Source organism: Paenibacillus sp. FSL R10-2199 (assembly GCF_038000235.1).
Lineage (GTDB): Bacteria > Bacillota > Bacilli > Paenibacillales > Paenibacillaceae > Paenibacillus_AQ > Paenibacillus_AQ phytohabitans.
On record NZ_JBBOBO010000001.1, the window covers coordinates 4,524,434 to 4,541,369 of the forward strand.

The 16,936-nt window shown below is 51.4% G+C and carries 14 protein-coding genes; 13 read left to right on the forward strand and 1 reads right to left on the reverse strand.

The features are described 5' to 3' along the window. Positions 1–8 precede the first annotated feature (8 nt). The 8 genes from dapG (at position 9) to NYE33_RS19725 (ending at position 9,951) form a co-directional block, all read left to right on the forward strand. Positions 9–1,229: an aspartate kinase gene (gene dapG, locus NYE33_RS19690; RefSeq protein ID WP_039294812.1), complete on the forward strand. Its 1,221-nt coding sequence runs from the start codon at positions 9–11 to the stop codon at positions 1,227–1,229. Between the two features lie 16 nt (positions 1,230–1,245). Next, on the forward strand, positions 1,246–2,121 hold the full coding sequence (dapA, locus tag NYE33_RS19695) for a 4-hydroxy-tetrahydrodipicolinate synthase (RefSeq protein ID WP_341067094.1): 876 nt from the start codon (positions 1,246–1,248) through the stop codon (positions 2,119–2,121). A gap of 576 nt (positions 2,122–2,697) precedes the next feature. Then, positions 2,698–4,377, forward strand: coding sequence for a ribonuclease J (locus tag NYE33_RS19700; protein ID WP_039294807.1), 1,680 nt, complete (start codon positions 2,698–2,700; stop codon positions 4,375–4,377). Positions 4,378–4,542: 165 nt separating this feature from the next. After that, the gene (locus NYE33_RS19705) at positions 4,543–5,040 is read left to right on the forward strand and encodes an RNA polymerase sigma factor (protein ID WP_231575157.1); all 498 of its coding nucleotides are present in this window, start codon (positions 4,543–4,545) and stop codon (positions 5,038–5,040) included. Then, positions 5,037–6,056 (forward strand): anti sigma factor C-terminal domain-containing protein, encoded by a 1,020-nt coding sequence (locus NYE33_RS19710; protein ID WP_340944820.1) that lies wholly within the window; start codon positions 5,037–5,039, stop codon positions 6,054–6,056. Before NYE33_RS19705 ends, NYE33_RS19710 begins: the two co-directional genes overlap by 4 nt. 178 nt (positions 6,057–6,234) lie before the next feature. Beyond that, positions 6,235–6,969 carry a ClpP family protease gene (locus NYE33_RS19715; protein WP_231575430.1) on the forward strand — a complete coding sequence of 245 codons (735 nt, stop codon included), beginning with the start codon at positions 6,235–6,237 and terminating at the stop codon, positions 6,967–6,969. Then, entirely contained in the window at positions 6,966–7,181 is a 216-nt protein-coding gene (locus NYE33_RS19720; RefSeq protein WP_042138098.1) for a YlzJ-like family protein, read from the forward strand. Before NYE33_RS19715 ends, NYE33_RS19720 begins: the two co-directional genes overlap by 4 nt. Before the next feature lie 94 nt (positions 7,182–7,275). Next, complete coding sequence (locus NYE33_RS19725) at positions 7,276–9,951, forward strand: FtsK/SpoIIIE family DNA translocase (RefSeq protein WP_341067097.1); 2,676 nt, start codon at positions 7,276–7,278, stop codon at positions 9,949–9,951. Positions 9,952–10,025: 74 nt separating this feature from the next. On the opposite strand, the gene NYE33_RS19730 is transcribed toward NYE33_RS19725, so the two are convergent. Beyond that, positions 10,026–12,029 carry an AraC family transcriptional regulator gene (locus NYE33_RS19730; RefSeq protein ID WP_341067100.1) on the reverse strand — a complete coding sequence of 668 codons (2,004 nt, stop codon included), beginning with the start codon at positions 12,027–12,029 and terminating at the stop codon, positions 10,026–10,028. 146 nt (positions 12,030–12,175) lie between these two features. Here NYE33_RS19730 and sleB point away from each other — a divergent pair, with 146 nt between their 5' ends. From sleB to NYE33_RS19755, 5 genes are all read left to right on the forward strand, one after another. Further along, positions 12,176–13,042 (forward strand): spore cortex-lytic enzyme, encoded by an 867-nt coding sequence (gene sleB / locus NYE33_RS19735; RefSeq protein WP_042138092.1) that lies wholly within the window; start codon positions 12,176–12,178, stop codon positions 13,040–13,042. 184 nt (positions 13,043–13,226) lie between these two features. Next, positions 13,227–14,507, forward strand: a complete 1,281-nt coding sequence (yfmF, locus tag NYE33_RS19740; protein WP_341067103.1) for an EF-P 5-aminopentanol modification-associated protein YfmF — start codon at positions 13,227–13,229, stop codon at positions 14,505–14,507. 2 nt (positions 14,508–14,509) lie between these two features. Next, positions 14,510–15,790 carry an EF-P 5-aminopentanol modification-associated protein YfmH gene (gene yfmH, locus NYE33_RS19745; RefSeq protein WP_042138089.1) on the forward strand — a complete coding sequence of 427 codons (1,281 nt, stop codon included), beginning with the start codon at positions 14,510–14,512 and terminating at the stop codon, positions 15,788–15,790. Beyond that, positions 15,790–16,557, forward strand: coding sequence for an elongation factor P 5-aminopentanone reductase (gene ymfI / locus NYE33_RS19750; RefSeq protein WP_042138087.1), 768 nt, complete (start codon positions 15,790–15,792; stop codon positions 16,555–16,557). The genes yfmH and ymfI overlap by 1 nt, the downstream gene beginning before the upstream one ends. A 115-nt stretch (positions 16,558–16,672) precedes the next feature. Continuing rightward, the gene (locus NYE33_RS19755; protein WP_036692667.1) at positions 16,673–16,933 is read left to right on the forward strand and encodes a DUF3243 domain-containing protein; all 261 of its coding nucleotides are present in this window, start codon (positions 16,673–16,675) and stop codon (positions 16,931–16,933) included. Positions 16,934–16,936: the final 3 nt, after the last annotated feature.

Genomic DNA, 16,936 nt, shown 5'->3' on the forward strand with positions numbered 1-16,936 from the left:
AATTATAAATGGGTATTTTGGTGCAAAAATTCGGCGGAACCTCGCTCTCCACACCGGTGGCCAGAGAACATGTAATCCGTCATGTCAAACGGGAGCTGGCCAGCGGGTTCAGCCTGGTGGTTGTAGTCTCGGCAATGGGCCGCAAAGGTGAGCCTTATGCTACAGATACACTGCTGGATCTGGCGGCTCAAAGCGGGAACTCGCTGCCCGACCGCGAACGTGATCTGCTGATGTGCTGCGGGGAGATTATCTCGGCGGCCAACCTCTGCGGACTGCTGGAGCAGGAAGGAATCCGTTCTACCGTGCTTACGGGGGCGCAGGCGGGATTTGTAACAGACAGCAGCTACGGCAACGCAAGAATTCTGGATGTGCGGACAGAACGCATTCTACGCGAACTGCGTGAGCATAAAGTAGTAATAGTAACCGGGTTCCAGGGTCAAACCGAAGCCGGTGATTTCACAACCCTTGGCCGAGGAGGAAGCGATACTTCGGCTACAGCGCTCGGTGCTGCACTGCGTGCGGATATGGTGGATATTTATACCGATGTTGACGGCATTCTGACCGCTGATCCGCGGATTGTCGAAGATGCCAAGCAGCTAACTTATGTCAGTTATACGGAAATCTGTAATATGGCCTATCAGGGAGCCAAGGTAATTCATCCCCGGGCTGTAGAAATCGCTATGCAGGCTCAGATTCCGGTACGTGTACGGTCAACGTTCTCCGAAGCGGAAGGGACGCTTGTTACCCATCCTGAAGGCTTCAGCGATGTTTCGCACGGAGTCGTTGACCGTTTTGTCACGGGCGTTGCGTATGTCAGTAACATTACACAGATCTCCGTGGAATGTCCTGACGGCAACGGAACAGGCGTACAGCTGCAGATTTTCAAAAGCATGGCGGATAACGGGATCAGCGTAGACTTCATTAATGTGACTCCATCCGAGGCTCTGTACACTGTGTTTGATGACAAATCGGAGAAAGCAATCTCTGTGCTGCAGGAGCTGGGGCTGCGTCCTAGGAGCTTGTCCGGCTGTGCGAAAGTATCCGTTATCGGCGGAGGCATCAATGGGGTGCCGGGAATCATGGCCCGTATTGTTGAAGCGCTCAGCTCGCAAAATATTCAGATTCTGCAATCCGCAGACTCCAATACAACGATTTGGGTTCTGGTGAAGAAGGAAGATATGGTGCAGTCGGTTCGCGCCCTGCATGCCAAGTTTGAATTGCACCGCTGACAAGGAGGAATTCAAAGTGGATTTCGGAAGACTAATAACCGCAATGGTAACCCCGTTTGACGGGGACGGAGAAATCAACTGGGAAGCAACTTCAAGGCTTGTCGATTACCTGATAGAAGAACAGAAGTCCGCTGCGCTGGTAGTCTGCGGAACAACGGGTGAATCGCCTACCTTAACCGATGATGAGAAGCTGAAGCTGTTTTCTTTTGTCAAAAAGCAGGCAGGCGGACGCTGCAAAATCATCGCCGGAACCGGCAGCAACAGTACCAGACATTCCATCGAGCTCACGAAGGAAGCCGAGAAAATCGGCGTGGACGGTGTGCTTCTGGTCGTCCCTTATTACAACAAACCTAATCAGGAAGGGCTCTACCGGCATTTCTCGTCCATTGCCGCCGAGACTTCGCTGCCTTGCATCTTATACAATGTACCAAGCCGCACTACGGTGAGCCTAAGTGTCGCAACCACACTGCGTCTGGCCGAGATTCCGAACATTGTCGCTACGAAGGAATGCGTCTCGGTGGATCAGATCACCCTGATTGCCTCGGCCTGCCCGGATGATTTCCATGTCTACTCAGGGGATGATTCTGCGGGTCTGGTCACGCTTGCTGTGGGCGGCCACGGTATTATCAGCGTAGCCAGCCACATTGTCGGGGCGCAGATGCTGGAGATGATCGAAGCCTTCACTTCCGGGAATGTCCGCCGTGCCGGTGAGCTCCACCGGACGCTGTTTCCTGTGTTCAAGGGGTTGTTCGAATGCCCGCAGCCGCTGCCGAATCCTTCGGCGGTGAAATATGCGCTGGGTCTGCGCGGGATCGACGTAGGTTCAGTCCGGCTGCCGCTGGTTTCTCCGACAGATGAGGAAGCGGCCTTTATTGCAGCTTTGCTTAAGTAGGTATCAACCCAGTATTCTTAAGCAGATTTATATCGCTAACCGTCCGCTCTAAAGAGCGGGCGGTTTTTTATTTTGTCAGATCCGTATAAAGACTATGTAAAAAAACGCAAGCCATAAACCGCTTTTTTGCTTGTCTTTTCCTCAAATAATGGCTGTTTGTTAAGGAAAGAATAGGACTAGGATCAGGATGACTTGTCTTTTGCCAAAAAAATCATGTATAATGTCCTTAAGTGATTCGGTGCGGTTAAAATAAAATATGCGGTAATCTTCCGTCAATGTAATTTTACATTGTGAGACAGGATAGGTCCTTGGATAAGTCTGTGCTAAACATGCCGGATTTTCGCGCGAGGGGCGCGGTGATGAAATTTTGACGGCGTTTGCCCGCTTCAAGACGATGTTACTGCCCGGTTCGGGAGTTTCGCCTTGCGCAATTATATAGACTTATCGGAATTTCTTTGTCGAATAAGGGAAGTTAACAGCAAATTGAAGAAAGTCTACAGCGCCGCTGAAATAATTGAAGCTCATTGTTTACAAATAAAAGTATGACGTCCAACATCATAGGAGGGTTAGATTCATTTGTCGAAAAAAAACAACAACGATAAATTGTCGATATTCGCATTAGGCGGAGTCGGCGAGATCGGAAAAAACATGTACGTTATTCAGTACGGCAACGACATTGTAGTCGTGGATGCCGGTCTGAAATTCCCGGAAGAAGATATGCTCGGTATTGATATTGTAATACCTGACATCTCGTACCTGACTGAGAACCGTGACAAAGTAAGAGGGATTGTGCTTACCCACGGACATGAAGATCACATTGGCGGATTGTCTTATGTGCTCAAGAACCTGAATGTTCCAGTCTATGGAACAAGACTTACACTTGGCCTTGTGGATAACAAGCTCAAGGAAGCGAACCTGCTGGGTGAAACCAAACGGATTCTGATCAACGAAGATTCGGAAATTGAGCTTGGCACCTCGCTTAAGGTAACATTCTTCAGAACCAACCATAGTATTCCTGATTCCGTCGGTGTATGCATCGAGACGCCGGAAGGCAATGTTGTCCACACAGGTGACTTCAAATTCGACCACACGCCAGTTAACGGTCAATTTGCGAACCTGCACCGGATGGCCGAAATCGGATCGAAGGGTGTGCTTGCACTGCTGTCTGACAGTACCAATGCCGAGAAGCCGGGCTTTACACCTTCGGAGAAGAATGTCGGTATTGTTCTGGAAGATATTTTCCGTAAAGCTGAACAGCGTGTAGTTGTAGCAACCTTTGCTTCCAACGTGCACCGTATCCAGCAGGTGGTGAATGCTGCAGAATCGACAGGCCGCAAGATTACTGTCATCGGGCGCAGTATGGTAAACGTTGTTTCCATTGCTTCCGAGCTCGGTTACCTGTACATTCCTGACGGTATGCTGATTGAACCGGAAGAAATGAACAGAATGGCCGGCAACCGTGTAGTTGTGCTTTGCACAGGCAGCCAGGGCGAACCAATGTCCGCGCTGACCCGTATGGCGCGCTCCAGTCACCGCAAGGTAGACATTATGCCGGGCGATACTGTTATTATTGCAGCTACACCAGTACCGGGTAATGAGAAGTATGTAGGCCGTACCATTGATGAACTCTTCCGTCTTGGCGCCAATGTAATTTACAGCGGCTCCAACTCCGGTGTTCACGTATCCGGTCACGGCAGCCAGGAAGAGCTGAAGCTGATGCTCAACCTGATGAAGCCGAAATTCTTCATTCCGATTCACGGTGAGTTCCGTATGCAGCGCAGGCATGCAATTCTTGCAGAGTCCGTCGGTGTAGAACCAAGCAACATCTTCATCACAGAGCTTGGCGAAGTGATTGAAATTTCCGGAGGAGCAGCACGCAGAGCCGGCAAGGTTACTGCAGGCAACGTGCTCATTGACGGACTTGGTGTCGGCGATGTCGGCAATATCGTACTGCGTGACCGTAAGCTCTTGTCCCAGGACGGAATTCTGGTTGTAGTGGTAACACTCAGCAAGCAGAATGGAGCTATTGTCTCCGGACCGGATATCATTTCCCGCGGATTTGTCTACGTGCGGGAGTCTGAAGGTCTTCTGGACGAAGCTAACCGGATTGTATCCGGTACGCTGCAGCGTCTGATGAGTGAGAAGGTCAATGAGTGGGCTTCTCTGAAGACCAGTGTCAAAGACTCGCTTGGCCGTTTCCTCTACGAGCAGACACGCCGCAGACCGATGATCCTGCCGATCATCATGGAAGTATAATTCAAAGCTTCATTTAGAATATATGCAGGGCAATAGCCCCTTCTCCCCGGAAATATTGGACGGTTTCCTGGGGAGGAGGGGATTTTTGTGCAGCTATAAGATTTTTTTGCTGGCGGACACAACATTTAAGGAGCTCAATCGTTATACTGCCAAGGGGGTGTGAAAGTGGGGGCTGGAAACAAAGAGCAGCTGCTCCAATCCAAAATGGCAGAAATACGCAGATATTTAATCCGGCTGGGTGCCGGAAGTGCAGATGCGGAAGATATCGTACAGGATACAGTCTACAAAGCCTTGCTGTATATTGACGGGATTGACGGCCATAAGTACAGTGCCTGGCTCTATAAGGTAGCGATTAACAGCTACTATGATTTATGCCGGAGGCAGACACGGTTCCGGTATTCTGATGAAATGGAGGATTATGAAGCGCCGGAGAGCGAACTCCCGGAGTCCATGCTGCTGCAGCAGGAGCAAAAAATACTTATTGAGAAGATCCTCGGCAGGATGAACCCGGCGAACCGCCAGCTGATTCTGCTGAAGTATGAAATGGAGTTCTCCTATAAACAAATTGCTGCGCTCTTGGGAGTCACAGAAGGTACAGTGAAGGCTTCTCTGTACCGTGCCAGGCAGCAGTTTCAACACATTTACGGAGGTGAGGCTGAATGACAGCCCCATGGGAAGGACAAGAGGATCAGAATCTGGCCCTGACACTAAAAAAAGCTAAACGTAAAAGCATAATCCGCAGTATTGTTATTTCACTGCTCGTTACCCTTATTACATTGACCGCGATATTTTTCGGTGCGGCACAGCTGGTGGCCCACCGCTCCGCTGAGACAAAGATGAGTGAATGGAAATATCTGATGATTAGCAGTCCCAATGAATATACGTCCAGCTATAGAGACAACCGCGGATTCCTATCTGGAGTGCTGGAAATGAATACTTATAAGATCATTGAAGGCGTACCTGTTCCGTGGAATGAGAAATGGTTCAATTATAACGAGTGGTGGTTTCCGTTTGCTACCGGAGCTTATGGGGGAACAACCAATCTGCAGGAGTCAGCGCCCCCGGGAAATCCGGACAGCCAGGCGTTCAGACGGCAGTATAACCCGCACAATGGGCAAAAGGAGATGGCCTATTACATTCCGGGCGTGGAATACGACAGTTCAATCCTCAATGACCTTAACCTGCTTACCGCGATGGAACCGGATGAATTGGCTGAGATGGCGCTGTCTTTTGATCAACCCTATTCCTTCGAGGAGGTGAAAAGAATGCTTCCTAAAGAGGCCAGACCTGTATGGTATTGGGTGGATACGTATGACGAAAGTTCCGGGTTCTATCTGAAATCCCACGAGGGTTGGGATGGCGTAATGATAAGTCCGCAGCCTGTATCATCTTCCTCAGGCATTTATGGGTTCGGCACCGGACCCAATGATAATGGCGGTGAGGTATCGCCGGTGGATTTTCTGGGATGGCTTCAATCCGGGCTGGAGTATAAAGACAATTATTATAGCGAATACAGCCGGATCAGCCGGTACCTCAAAAAGGATAAGGCTGAGCCTGACGCGGCAGATGTCCGGATTCTGGGAGTTGTTGTCACCGGCTCTGCCGCAGGTCTGAAGAGCTTGAATGGACAACCCTATATCCGGGGGGCAGTGCTTGGTGCCGTAGCAGATCCCTATTAACTTGAACAAACACAGACTGATATTTTATAACCGGATTTGCATAAGGGAGTCCCCCGGAATGTCATACTACCAGGAGATAGTATGGCTGCAGCGGATGGGTGCTGTAAGCAGAAAGGGAGAGCTGCGCACAATGGACTTCACAGAAGCAAGCATGAACAGCGGCAAGAACGAAGAGATTATGCCTGGAGAGATCAAACCCGGGGTCAGTGAACCTGTGCTGCCCGGACCGGTGGGGGTGCTGAAGGAGCTGGGGCAAACGGCGGTTCCTACAGGGGAGCCGGATATTTTCTGCATGACGATTATCGGCCAGATCGAAGGACATTTCGTATTGCCGCCGCATAATAAAACTACGAAATATGAACACATCATTCCCCAGCTGGTTGCCGCCGAGCAGAATAAGAATATTAAAGGGCTGCTGATTATCTTGAACACCGTCGGAGGGGATGTGGAGGCCGGGCTGGCCATTGCCGAGATGATTGCCTCCTTGTCCAAGCCAACTGTGACAGTGGTAATCGGCGGCGGCCATAGCATTGGCGTCCCGATCGCGGTATCCTCCAGCTATTCCATTATTGCCGAGAGTGCAACGATGACGATTCATCCGATCAGGATGAACGGTCTCGTGATTGGAGTGCCGCAAACCTTCGAATATATGGAGCGGATGCAGGAGCGGATGGTTAAATTTGTAACTTCGCATTCCCGTATTACAGAGTCGCAATTTAAAGACCTGATGTTCAAAACCGGAGAGCTGAACCGTGACATCGGTACCGCTGTCGGCGGACAGGATGCCGTGAAATATGGTCTTATGGATGAGGTGGGCGGTATAGGAGCTGCTCTGGCCCATCTGAACCAAATGATTGCGGGAAACGTTTCGCTTTCGCCTGATCATCTGGCGCCGGGAGGACTGACTCAATGACCTTTTATACGATTCTGCCGATGGAGCAGGTGTTTGAGGGTGCACTTAATTATGCGCTGCCGGTGCAGGAGGTCAGCTATCAAGGGATGCTGATGCAGGTCGAACCGCTTGAAGGCGGTCAGGCGCGGATTGTCAGGCTGCTTCAGTGTCCGCTGCACAGGTATCTGGAGGCAGCCCTGTCCCCCGGATCGGTCATTCAATTAGACAAATAAATGCGAACATACTGCCTATAGATGCATTTTCTGACAAAAGAGAACATAGGTACGCCACGCCATTATATGGTATAATGTTGTGGGGGTGGCTGGCGTGGCTAAAAAAAGAAAAAAGAAAAAGAAAAAAGCGCTGCTGGGCAGCGTTTTAAAATATGAAATCTATGGAATTCTGCTTATTACGATCTCCGTCATTGCTTTGTCAGGTGAAGCGGCTGTAGGGCGCTCTCTTTCAAGTATGGCGGGATACTTACTCGGCAGATTCTATTTTGTGCTGCCGCTGGCCGGCATTTTCTATGGACTGATGGTCATGATTCACCGTAAATGGCCGTCCACCTGGAACAGCCGGTATACCGGCGGGCTGTTGCTGCTGCTGTCCATGTGCCTGATGAGTACGATTTCGGCTATGCAGCAGAAGCTGGGACCGATCGGAATGCTGCATCCGGGCAATGTGCTGGCCCAAATACATAATGACCTCTCGGGTTCACTGTCTCCGGGCGCTGGTGAGAGCAGCGTGTACATGCTCGGCAAGGACATCAGCGGAGGGTACATCGGAGCGCTGGAGTATGCAGCTCTACTGTGGCTGTTCGGCAATCTGGGCGCCAAGCTGCTTATGATTGTTCTGCTGGCGATCAGCTTCATGCTGATTACCAATCTGTCGTATGTGGAGCTGTTTACGCTGCTCCGGGTAAGAGCGGTTAAGCTGGTGGAAGGAATAAAGCTCAGATCAGCCAACCGCCCTGCAGCGGTTCCGGTAGTGCCCAGAGCTGCAAGAAACAGCACACCTGCTGCACCGCAGCCGGCAGATGATGATGACTACTACGAAGACGATGAAGAGAACAATAATCAGCTGCCTAGACGTGCACAGCCGAACCTGCTGGGAAGAGTGGTCGGCTGGTTCAGCGGCTCCGCCCGTAATCAGCAGCAGCCCGGGACGGAAGAATATGATGACGGGGAACTGCCGGATGTAATCCTGACAGAACCGCGGAACGGTCCGATAATATCCGGGCTTGCGGCCGGCAGGGGAATGCCGCCGGAAGATTTCGGCGAGGATGAATTCCCCGAAGAAGATCTGGAGCCGGTTACCCCGATCATCCGCGACTTCTTCGAGCACATCCGCTCGGAAGGTCTGAATGCGGAGGACCGGGAGGAGTGGAGCGAGTTCTCGCCGGCTGCACGCGGCGGCGGTGTTACAGGAGCGGGCGATGAGGCTCTCCCTGCTGCTGCCGGACATCCTGCACTTGCGGATGAAGCTGCAGAGGACGGACTTCCTGTAGAGCTGGAAGGGCTGCTGGGAACGGCAGAGAATGGTGAAGTGGTTCCGGCAGTTCCGCCACCTCCTCCGCCCAAGCCGTACAAGCTTCCATCCTTCCGGCTGCTGGCCAAGCCTAATAACGGAGCCAAGGCCGGAGACCAGAATGACTACATGCAGACGGCCCGTAAGCTGGAAGCTACACTTGAGAGCTTCGGTGTCCGGGCGAAGGTGCTTGAGGTTGTCCGGGGACCGGCTGTTACCCGGTATGAGATTCAACCGGATATCGGCGTGAAGGTCAGCCGGATTGTCAATCTTACCGATGATATCGCGCTGGCGCTGGCAGCCAAGGATATCCGGATGGAAGCGCCGATTCCGGGCAAGTCAGCCATCGGTATTGAAGTGCCGAACTCCGAGGTCTCAATTGTAACCATGCGTGAAGTAATGGAGACGCAGATTTTTCAGGAGGCAGAGTCACGGTTGTCGATTGCGTTCGGACGGGATATCTCCGGTCAGACGATTATAGGCAATCTGGCCAAGATGCCCCATCTGCTGGTAGCGGGGGCTACCGGTTCCGGTAAATCCGTCTGCATTAACGGCATTATTACCAGTATCCTGTATAAGGCGAAGCCTAATGAAGTAAAGTTCCTCATGGTTGACCCTAAGATGGTTGAGCTGAATGTATATAACGGCATTCCGCATCTGCTTGCGCCGGTGGTTACCGATCCCAAGCGGGCCAGTCTTGCCTTGAAGAAGATAGTGGTGGAGATGGAGAAGCGGTATGAGCTGTTCTCCAAGTCAGGCACGCGTAATATGGAAGGCTATAATACATTAATGAAAGATAATCCGGCAGCGGTATTGCCCTACATTGTAGTAATTGTGGACGAGCTTGCCGATCTGATGATGGTGGCGGCGAATGATGTCGAAGATGCGATCTGCCGGCTTGCCCAGATGGCGCGGGCGGCGGGAATTCATCTGATCATCGCCACACAGCGTCCTTCCGTGGACGTCATTACCGGACTGATTAAGGCGAATATTCCTTCGCGGATTGCATTTGGAGTATCTTCGAATGTGGATTCACGGACCATTCTGGATATGCCGGGTGCAGAGAAGCTGCTGGGACGGGGGGATATGCTGTTCCTGCCAATGGGAGCTTCCAAGCCGATTCGTGTCCAGGGGGCCTTCATGAGCGATCAGGAGGTCGAAACCATTGTACAGTATGTAAGCAGCCAGGGTGAAGCGAATTATGATGAATCCCTTGTTCCTGAAGTGGATGATACCCTATCGGAGGATCAGGATCCGCAGGATGAATTATATGAACAAGCCGTCCAGATTGTGCTGGAAGCCAAGCAAGCCTCGGTGTCTCTGCTTCAGCGGCGCATGCGGGTCGGTTACACCCGTGCTGCACGGTTAATTGATGCCATGGAGGCAAGAAGCGTGATCGGGCCTTACGAGGGCAGCAAGCCCCGTGAGGTGCTGATGTCCCTTGAACAGTATCAGCATAACAGAATCAGTTCATAACCCAAAAAAGATGACCCGTAGAAGTAGATACGGGTCATCTTTTTTAAGTTAGGCAATTTGTGGTCAATCTAAAATTATTTCACCCGGGGTGCTGCAAGCAGTTTGTCCACAATGAAATCAAGCTGTGCGTTCAGCGAATAGATATCGCTGTAATAGGATAATCCGAAGTCAATCTCCATCAGGCGGCCTTCTTTGACTGCCGGAATGCTGTTCCAGAGCGGATCGGTAGTCAGATCAGCCATCCCATCGTAGGAAGAACGGAAGATATAATCTCCACTGTAATCGGCCAGAACTTCAAAGGATACGGAATCACCGCCCATATCGCTCTTGGAATCAATTTTTTGCTGGAGAATCTCAGGCGCCTTCATTCCGAGATATTCATAAATGACCTGTGAACCCCGGCCATATTGTTTGCTCATGACCACTACCATGCTGCGGTCTGCGCCGCCTTCCATGATGGAGACCGTTGAACCGAGAATTCCCGCTTCCTGCAGCTTCTGCTTACTGTCCTCCACTTTGGCATTGAAGCTGTTCAAAAGGCCGGTAGCCTGTTCTTCCTTGCCGAAAATATGTCCAATGAACCTTACCCGCTCATCGGTCGTCATCTTCTCATAAGGGACCAGCACTGTCGGTGCGATGTCATGCAGTGCTGCATAGGTCTCCTCAGAAGGAACAATGATCAGATCGGGATCCAGCGAGAGTACAGCCTCAGGACTAGCCTCAAACCAGGTGCCCAGTTTCTGTACATCCTTCAATTCATTCTCAAAGGCTGCGCCTTCGGATACATCAGATACACCTATGGGTTTGATACCAAGTGCGAGGACATCGCCCAGCAGATACAGTACTACCACACGCTGGGGATCGGCTGGAACCTCTACGTCTCCTTTGACGGTGGAGATGGTCCGGGTCTGGGCCTCGGCTGCAGTGTTATCAGGGGATGTTGTAGCGGCTGCAGTCGCAGCAGGCGAAGCGGCTCCTGAGTTGCTGGCATTGCCCGCTGTAGTGTTGTTGGCACCTCCTGCGGAACACGCGCTTAACACTATGGTGAAGCATAACAACAAGGTGAGCATTAGGGATGGTTTAGCCGTTCTGAACATGGGTGACGCTCCTTTTGGGTTATATTGATAATGATTATCATCATCAATATATCGGAGAGTGTCTTCCCAGGCAATGTCATAAGCGGACACAGCGGATGGTATTTCCGGCCAGTTTGACACGGTTAGCAGGGAATTTTTGTACCTTACCGGCGAGGTGCCGAAATGCTTTTTGAACATTTTGCCGAAATGATATGCATCCGGGTAGCCGACGGCAAGCGCAATATCATGCAGCGTGGACTCTGTATTCAGTAGCAGCTCCCGGGCTTTGTCCATACGGATCTGTATCATATACTGGGCAGGGCTGGTCTGAAGCCTCATCCGGAAAAGCCTCGACAAGGTTCTCGGGCTCATCCCGAGTGTGCCGGCGAGTGCATCCAGCGTGAATGGTTTGCTGTAACTGTCGTGCATGTAGCGTACTGCCTGGTCCAGCGAATCCGCTTTGAGGGGCTGAATATCCTGCGCATGGAGCTGACGGAGCAGCTCATGGACCCATTGATAGAACAAGGCTTTGGCATGCAGATGCTCGAGTACGCCGCCTTGCTGCCATTCGCCATACATCTGGATCAGGATCTCGTACAGCGGAAGCGGATTGCCTGGAGTGAAATTGTAAATTTTGCTAAAAGGCCGGCTGCGCTCCATAAGTGCTGTAAGATTCCGCCGTCCGGGGAGCGTAAGTGTGGATCTGTATAAAATTAAGTAATAATCCAGGATTTCCTGTGTCTTGAGCACTTTGATCATCATGCCTTTGCCGCCATGAATGACACTGGAGCCGCTGATTTCAAATGAAATCTCATCTATAAGCACAGTTGCACTGCCGCGTACGACATACATATATGTACTGGCTGGAAGGCGGTACAGCAGCGGAGGTTCTCCCGAAGTGAAAGAGGCCTTGCGGATATCAATAACTTCTATTAAAGCGTGGTTCCACAGTATGATATGGTCCTTCAGATTCATGATTCTTCTCAACTCCTGTTGGTTCATAACCCAAGTATAGTTGATAATCGTTCTCAGTTGCAATGGATTTGCTCTTGCCAGTCTTACGGTAATGCATAGGATGTCTTGTGAGTCGTCATAATAACTTTAGCCATTCATGCAGAACTTACAAGAGAAAGGTAGAGCGAACCCCCATGACAAAACATAAGCAGTGGATCTTTGCCGCACTAACCCTTGCCTTGGCCGCCGCACCATTTGCCGGCGTATTCTTTGAAGAACGCGGCGTGACGTACGCCCAATCGTATGCAGCAGAGCCGGTTATAACTGAAATTCCTGACGAAGGGGAAGAAGCATTACCCGCTTTTGGCACAACGCCGCTGAAGCTTGGATCTTCCGGACAGGATGTGTATGAGCTGCAGGGGAGACTTAAGCATCTTGGCTATTATGCCGGTCCCATTGACAGCCAGTTCGGAGCCAAAACCAAAAATGCCGTCACCTGGTTCCAGTGGAAATTCGGCTTGAAATCCGACGGAGTTGTTGGTGCCAAAACAAAGCTCAAACTGTACAATGCAACAACAGCCTGGAAACCTACAGCCCCCAAGACATCGACCGCCAATAAGGATACATCATCCGGAACGGCGGCAAAAAAGAATGATACAGCCAAAACGAATACAGCTGAGCTGTCTTCCGGCAATACGATGGGGCTGTCCGAAAATGACCTGAAAATCATGGCTAATGCCGTTTACGGTGAATCACGCGGGGAGCCGTTTGAAGGACAGGTAGCGGTGGCGGCGGTTATTCTAAACCGGGTTAAATCGCCGAGCTTTCCCAACACGCCTTCGGGGGTGATTTTTCAACCCGGAGCCTTTACGGCTGTAGCTGACGGACAAATTTATCTGGAGCCTAATGAACAGGCACGCAAGGCAGTGCAGCAGGCGCTTAACGGCTGGGACCCTTCCGGCGGCTGCCTCTATTATTTCAATCCCAAGACAGCTACTTCCAAATGGATCTGGAGCCGACCGCAGGTGAAGACGATCGGTGAGCATATTTTCTGTATGTAGCTGAAGGAATGTTTTTGCACAGCAAGGCATTAATGGCAGCATGACAGCGTCCGTATAAATCCTTTCTGAGAGCAACCGGTACGCTGTCTTCCGGTTGCTTCCTTACTTTGGAATGGTTTAGAATGGATAATACTTCATAAACTTGTTGTATAGCATCTACCCACGCCGCAAAGGAGTTTTGGACTTGACAAATAATGGATTTCAACATGGCAGCGCCGCAGGCATGCGCATACACGTTCTGCCGACCAAGGCGTTCAAGACGTTCGCCATCTCACTTTATGCCGGCGTTCCGCTTGACGAAAGTACCGTCACCCCTACAGCTCTGGTTCCTTTTGTGCTCCGCCGGGGCACAGCCTCCTACCCTGAAACCACCCAGTTCCGCGAACGTCTGGAGGAGCTTTATGGTGCAGGTTTCGGCTTCGACATCTACAAACGCGGCGATTATCAGATCGTGCAGTTCCGGATGGACACGATCAATGACTCCTTCGTACAGAGCAAGGAGAGCCTGCTTGGAGAATCTTTTGCTTTTCTGGGAGAAGTATTGACCCGGCCTTTGCTGGAGGACGGAAGCTTCCGCGCGTCCTATGTGGCGACTGAACGCGAGACCGTCCGCAAGAAGCTGGAAGCGATTGTGAACGATAAAATCCGTTACGCGGCAGAACGCTGCATTGAGGAAATGTGCCGCCTTGAACCCTACCGTCTGCATCCGCTCGGACAAAGAGCCGATCTGGATGCCATTACCTCTGAATCGCTATACCAGTCCTATAATTCCTGGCTGAATAGAGCGACCCTTGATCTGTACGTGGTAGGTGATACTACACCGGAAGAAGTGGAGAAGCTGGTCATTGCCAATTTCGGCCGCGCGCATCATTCCGAATCTGCGCCGTACACCTCAGACTTCACCCCGGTAACGGTTACGGAAGTGCGGACGGTGGAGGAGAAGCTGGATGTCAATCAAGGCAAGCTGAATATGGGTCTGCGTACCTCAATCACGTACAAGGATGACAGATACGCTTCTGCGCTCATGTACAACGGCATCCTCGGCGGATATCCGCATTCGAAGCTGTTCGTCAACGTGCGCGAGAAAGAGAGCCTGGCCTATTATGCTTCCTCCCGCTACGACGGGCATAAGGGCATCGGGACGATTCAATCGGGAATTGAGACCCAGAATTACGGCAAGGCCGTTGATATCATCCGCAAGCAGCTTGATGAGCTGAAGGCCGGCAATATCAGTGATCTGGAGCTGAGCCAGACCAAAGCGATGATCCGCAACCTTTTGTCCGAAATTCAGGATTCCGCATTTGAGATGATCTCGTTTGATTTCAACCGCCAGATATCCGGCAAAGACCGTTCTGCACAGGAACTGATGGACCAGGTTGACCACATCGGGGCGGAAGAAGTGAAGGCTGCGGCTGACACCTTCCAGCTTGATACGATTTATTTCCTGACAGGGAAGGAGGAATAGCGGTGGAAAAGCTCCATTACGAAAGACTTCAAGAAACACTCTATCATGAGGTTATGGATAACGGTCTGCAGGTGTATGTGCTGCCGAAGCCGTCTTTTCTCAAAACCTACGCTACCTTTGCGACCAAATACGGTTCTGTAGACAATCACTTTAAGGTAGCGGGCGGGGAAGAAACCACCGTGCCTGACGGTATCGCCCACTTCCTGGAGCACAAAATGTTCGAAGAGCCCGAAGGCGATATCTTTGCCACCTTTGCTTCCAACGGCGCATCTGCGAATGCATTCACCAGCTTTGACCAGACGGTATACCTTTTCTCGGCGACGGAGAACATTGAGCAGAATCTCAGTACGCTCGTTGATTTTGTGCAGCGTCCTTATTTCACGGATGAGAATGTGGAGAAGGAAAAAGGGATCATCGGCCAGGAGATTAACATGTATGCGGATAACCCGGACTGGCGTGTGTATTTCGGGCTGATCGAAGCGATGTATGCCAAACATCCGGTTCATATTGACATTGCCGGAACCATCGAGTCAATCGCAACCATCACCAAAGAAACGCTGTATACCTGTTACAACTCCTTCTACCATCCCAGCAATATGCTGCTGTTCATTGTCGGCGGTGTCGATCCTGAGAAGGTATTTGAACTGATCCGCAACAATCAAAAGGGTAAAAATTATGAGAAGCAGGGTGAAATCACCCGTATCTTCGAGCACGAGCCGCATGAGGTGGCATCGAAGCATGTGGAGAGCCGGCTCGCGGTCTCCATTCCCAAAATGATGTTCGGGTTCAAGGAAAAGGTGGATGGCCTCACGGGTGAGGCTGCAGTTCGCCGTGATCTGACCACCAGACTGATGCTGGATCTGCTGCTCGGCAGCAGTACGGCGCTGTATCAGAAGCTCTATGATGAGGAACTGATCTCGGACAGCTTCGGCCATGAATTTAACAGCTCCCCGCAATATGCGTTCTCGGCAATCGGCGGTGATACCAAAGATCCGGGCCTTCTGCTTGACCGGATCAAAGAAGAGGTTGGTCATATCCAGGAGACGGGCTTCGCAGAGAAGGATTTCGAGCGTGCCCGCAAAAAGAAAATCGGTGGCTATCTGCGTATGCTAAATTCGCCGGAGAGCATTGCCCATGAGTTCACCCGTTACCAGTTCCGCGGCGGAGATCTGTTCGAAGTGCTTCCCCTCTATGAATCGATCACGCTGGAGGAAGTGAATGACCGGCTGCGTAATCATGTGGACTGGGAGCAGCTGGCTGTGTCGCTTGTGGTGAGTCCTTAATGGCATTACCGGGAGAGGGCAGCAAAGCGATAGGCGAAATGACAGTGCTCATTACCGGAGGCAGCGGGGGAATCGGCGGAGCCATCGCCGAGCGATTTGCTTCGGTAGGCATGAACATTGTGATTCATTATATGAATTCGCATGAAGCGGCGAATGATGTTGCCCGGCGGTGCATGGCGCTGGGGGCAAAGGTGATGACTGTGGCTGCGGATATGAAGGACCGCAGCCAGCTTGTGCGTATGGCCGAACGGCTTGAGGCCAGCGGCATGATGCCGGATATCCTGGTCAACAATGCCGGGAAGGCGCATTATGGCATGCTGGCCGATGTAACGGAGGAAGAGTGGGACGATATTATGGCGGTGAATCTGAAGGGCACCTTTATGTGCAGCCAGATTTTTATGCCTTATATGGTCTCCCAGCGTTACGGGCGGATTATTAATGTTTCTTCCGTATGGGGGATTTCGGGCGCTTCCTGTGAAGTGGCGTATTCGGCCAGCAAGGGCGGAGTGAATGCTTTCACCAAGGCGCTGGCGAAGGAGCTGGCACCTTCCAAGGTTACGGTCAATGCCGTTGCGCCGGGAGCGGTCCAAACAGCCATGCTGGCCAATCTGCAGGCGGATGAGGTGAAGATGCTGGAGGATGAGATCCCTGCGGGGAGGCTTGCTTCTCCTGAAGATATCTCATCGCTGGTTTATTTTCTGGCGCTGCCTGAATCGGGCTATATTACCGGCCAGATCATCAGTCCGAACGGCGGCTGGATTACTTAAGGCCAGGCAGCATGAGTTCTGGAGAAATGCTCCAGCATAAGAACTTCCGGCTTGAGACATATTATAACTGTTGCTTTTAAATCTCAATATCATTACAACTTGAGGAGGATTTAAGATGTCAACAGATTCCGTAGTGAAGAACTTTGATACCTGGAAAAGCTTTCTGGGAGACCGGGTCATTCAGGCCGAAAAAATGGGGATGAGCGACGAGACCATCACCAAGCTGGCTTTTGAAATCGGGGAATTCCTCGATAAGAAGGTCGATCCGGGCAACTATTCCAACCGGGCCATCAAAGAGCTCTGGGATGTCGGAACGGATGATGAGAAGCATACCATTGCTGGACTCATGGTCAAACTGGCAAAGAAAAACGCATAAGCA

Coding starts and splice junctions, on each gene's coding strand:
- dapG (WP_039294812.1), top strand. CDS start 9: ATGGGTATTTTGGTGCAAAAATTCGGCGGAACCTCGCTCTCCACACCG.
- NYE33_RS19710 (WP_340944820.1), top strand. CDS start 5,037: ATGACAGCCCCATGGGAAGGACAAGAGGATCAGAATCTGGCCCTGACA.
- NYE33_RS19715 (WP_231575430.1), top strand. CDS start 6,235: ATGCCTGGAGAGATCAAACCCGGGGTCAGTGAACCTGTGCTGCCCGGA.
- NYE33_RS19720 (WP_042138098.1), top strand. CDS start 6,966: ATGACCTTTTATACGATTCTGCCGATGGAGCAGGTGTTTGAGGGTGCA.
- NYE33_RS19730 (WP_341067100.1), bottom strand. CDS start 12,029: ATGAACCAACAGGAGTTGAGAAGAATCATGAATCTGAAGGACCATATC.
- sleB (WP_042138092.1), top strand. CDS start 12,176: ATGACAAAACATAAGCAGTGGATCTTTGCCGCACTAACCCTTGCCTTG.
- ymfI (WP_042138087.1), top strand. CDS start 15,790: ATGGCATTACCGGGAGAGGGCAGCAAAGCGATAGGCGAAATGACAGTG.
- NYE33_RS19755 (WP_036692667.1), top strand. CDS start 16,673: ATGTCAACAGATTCCGTAGTGAAGAACTTTGATACCTGGAAAAGCTTT.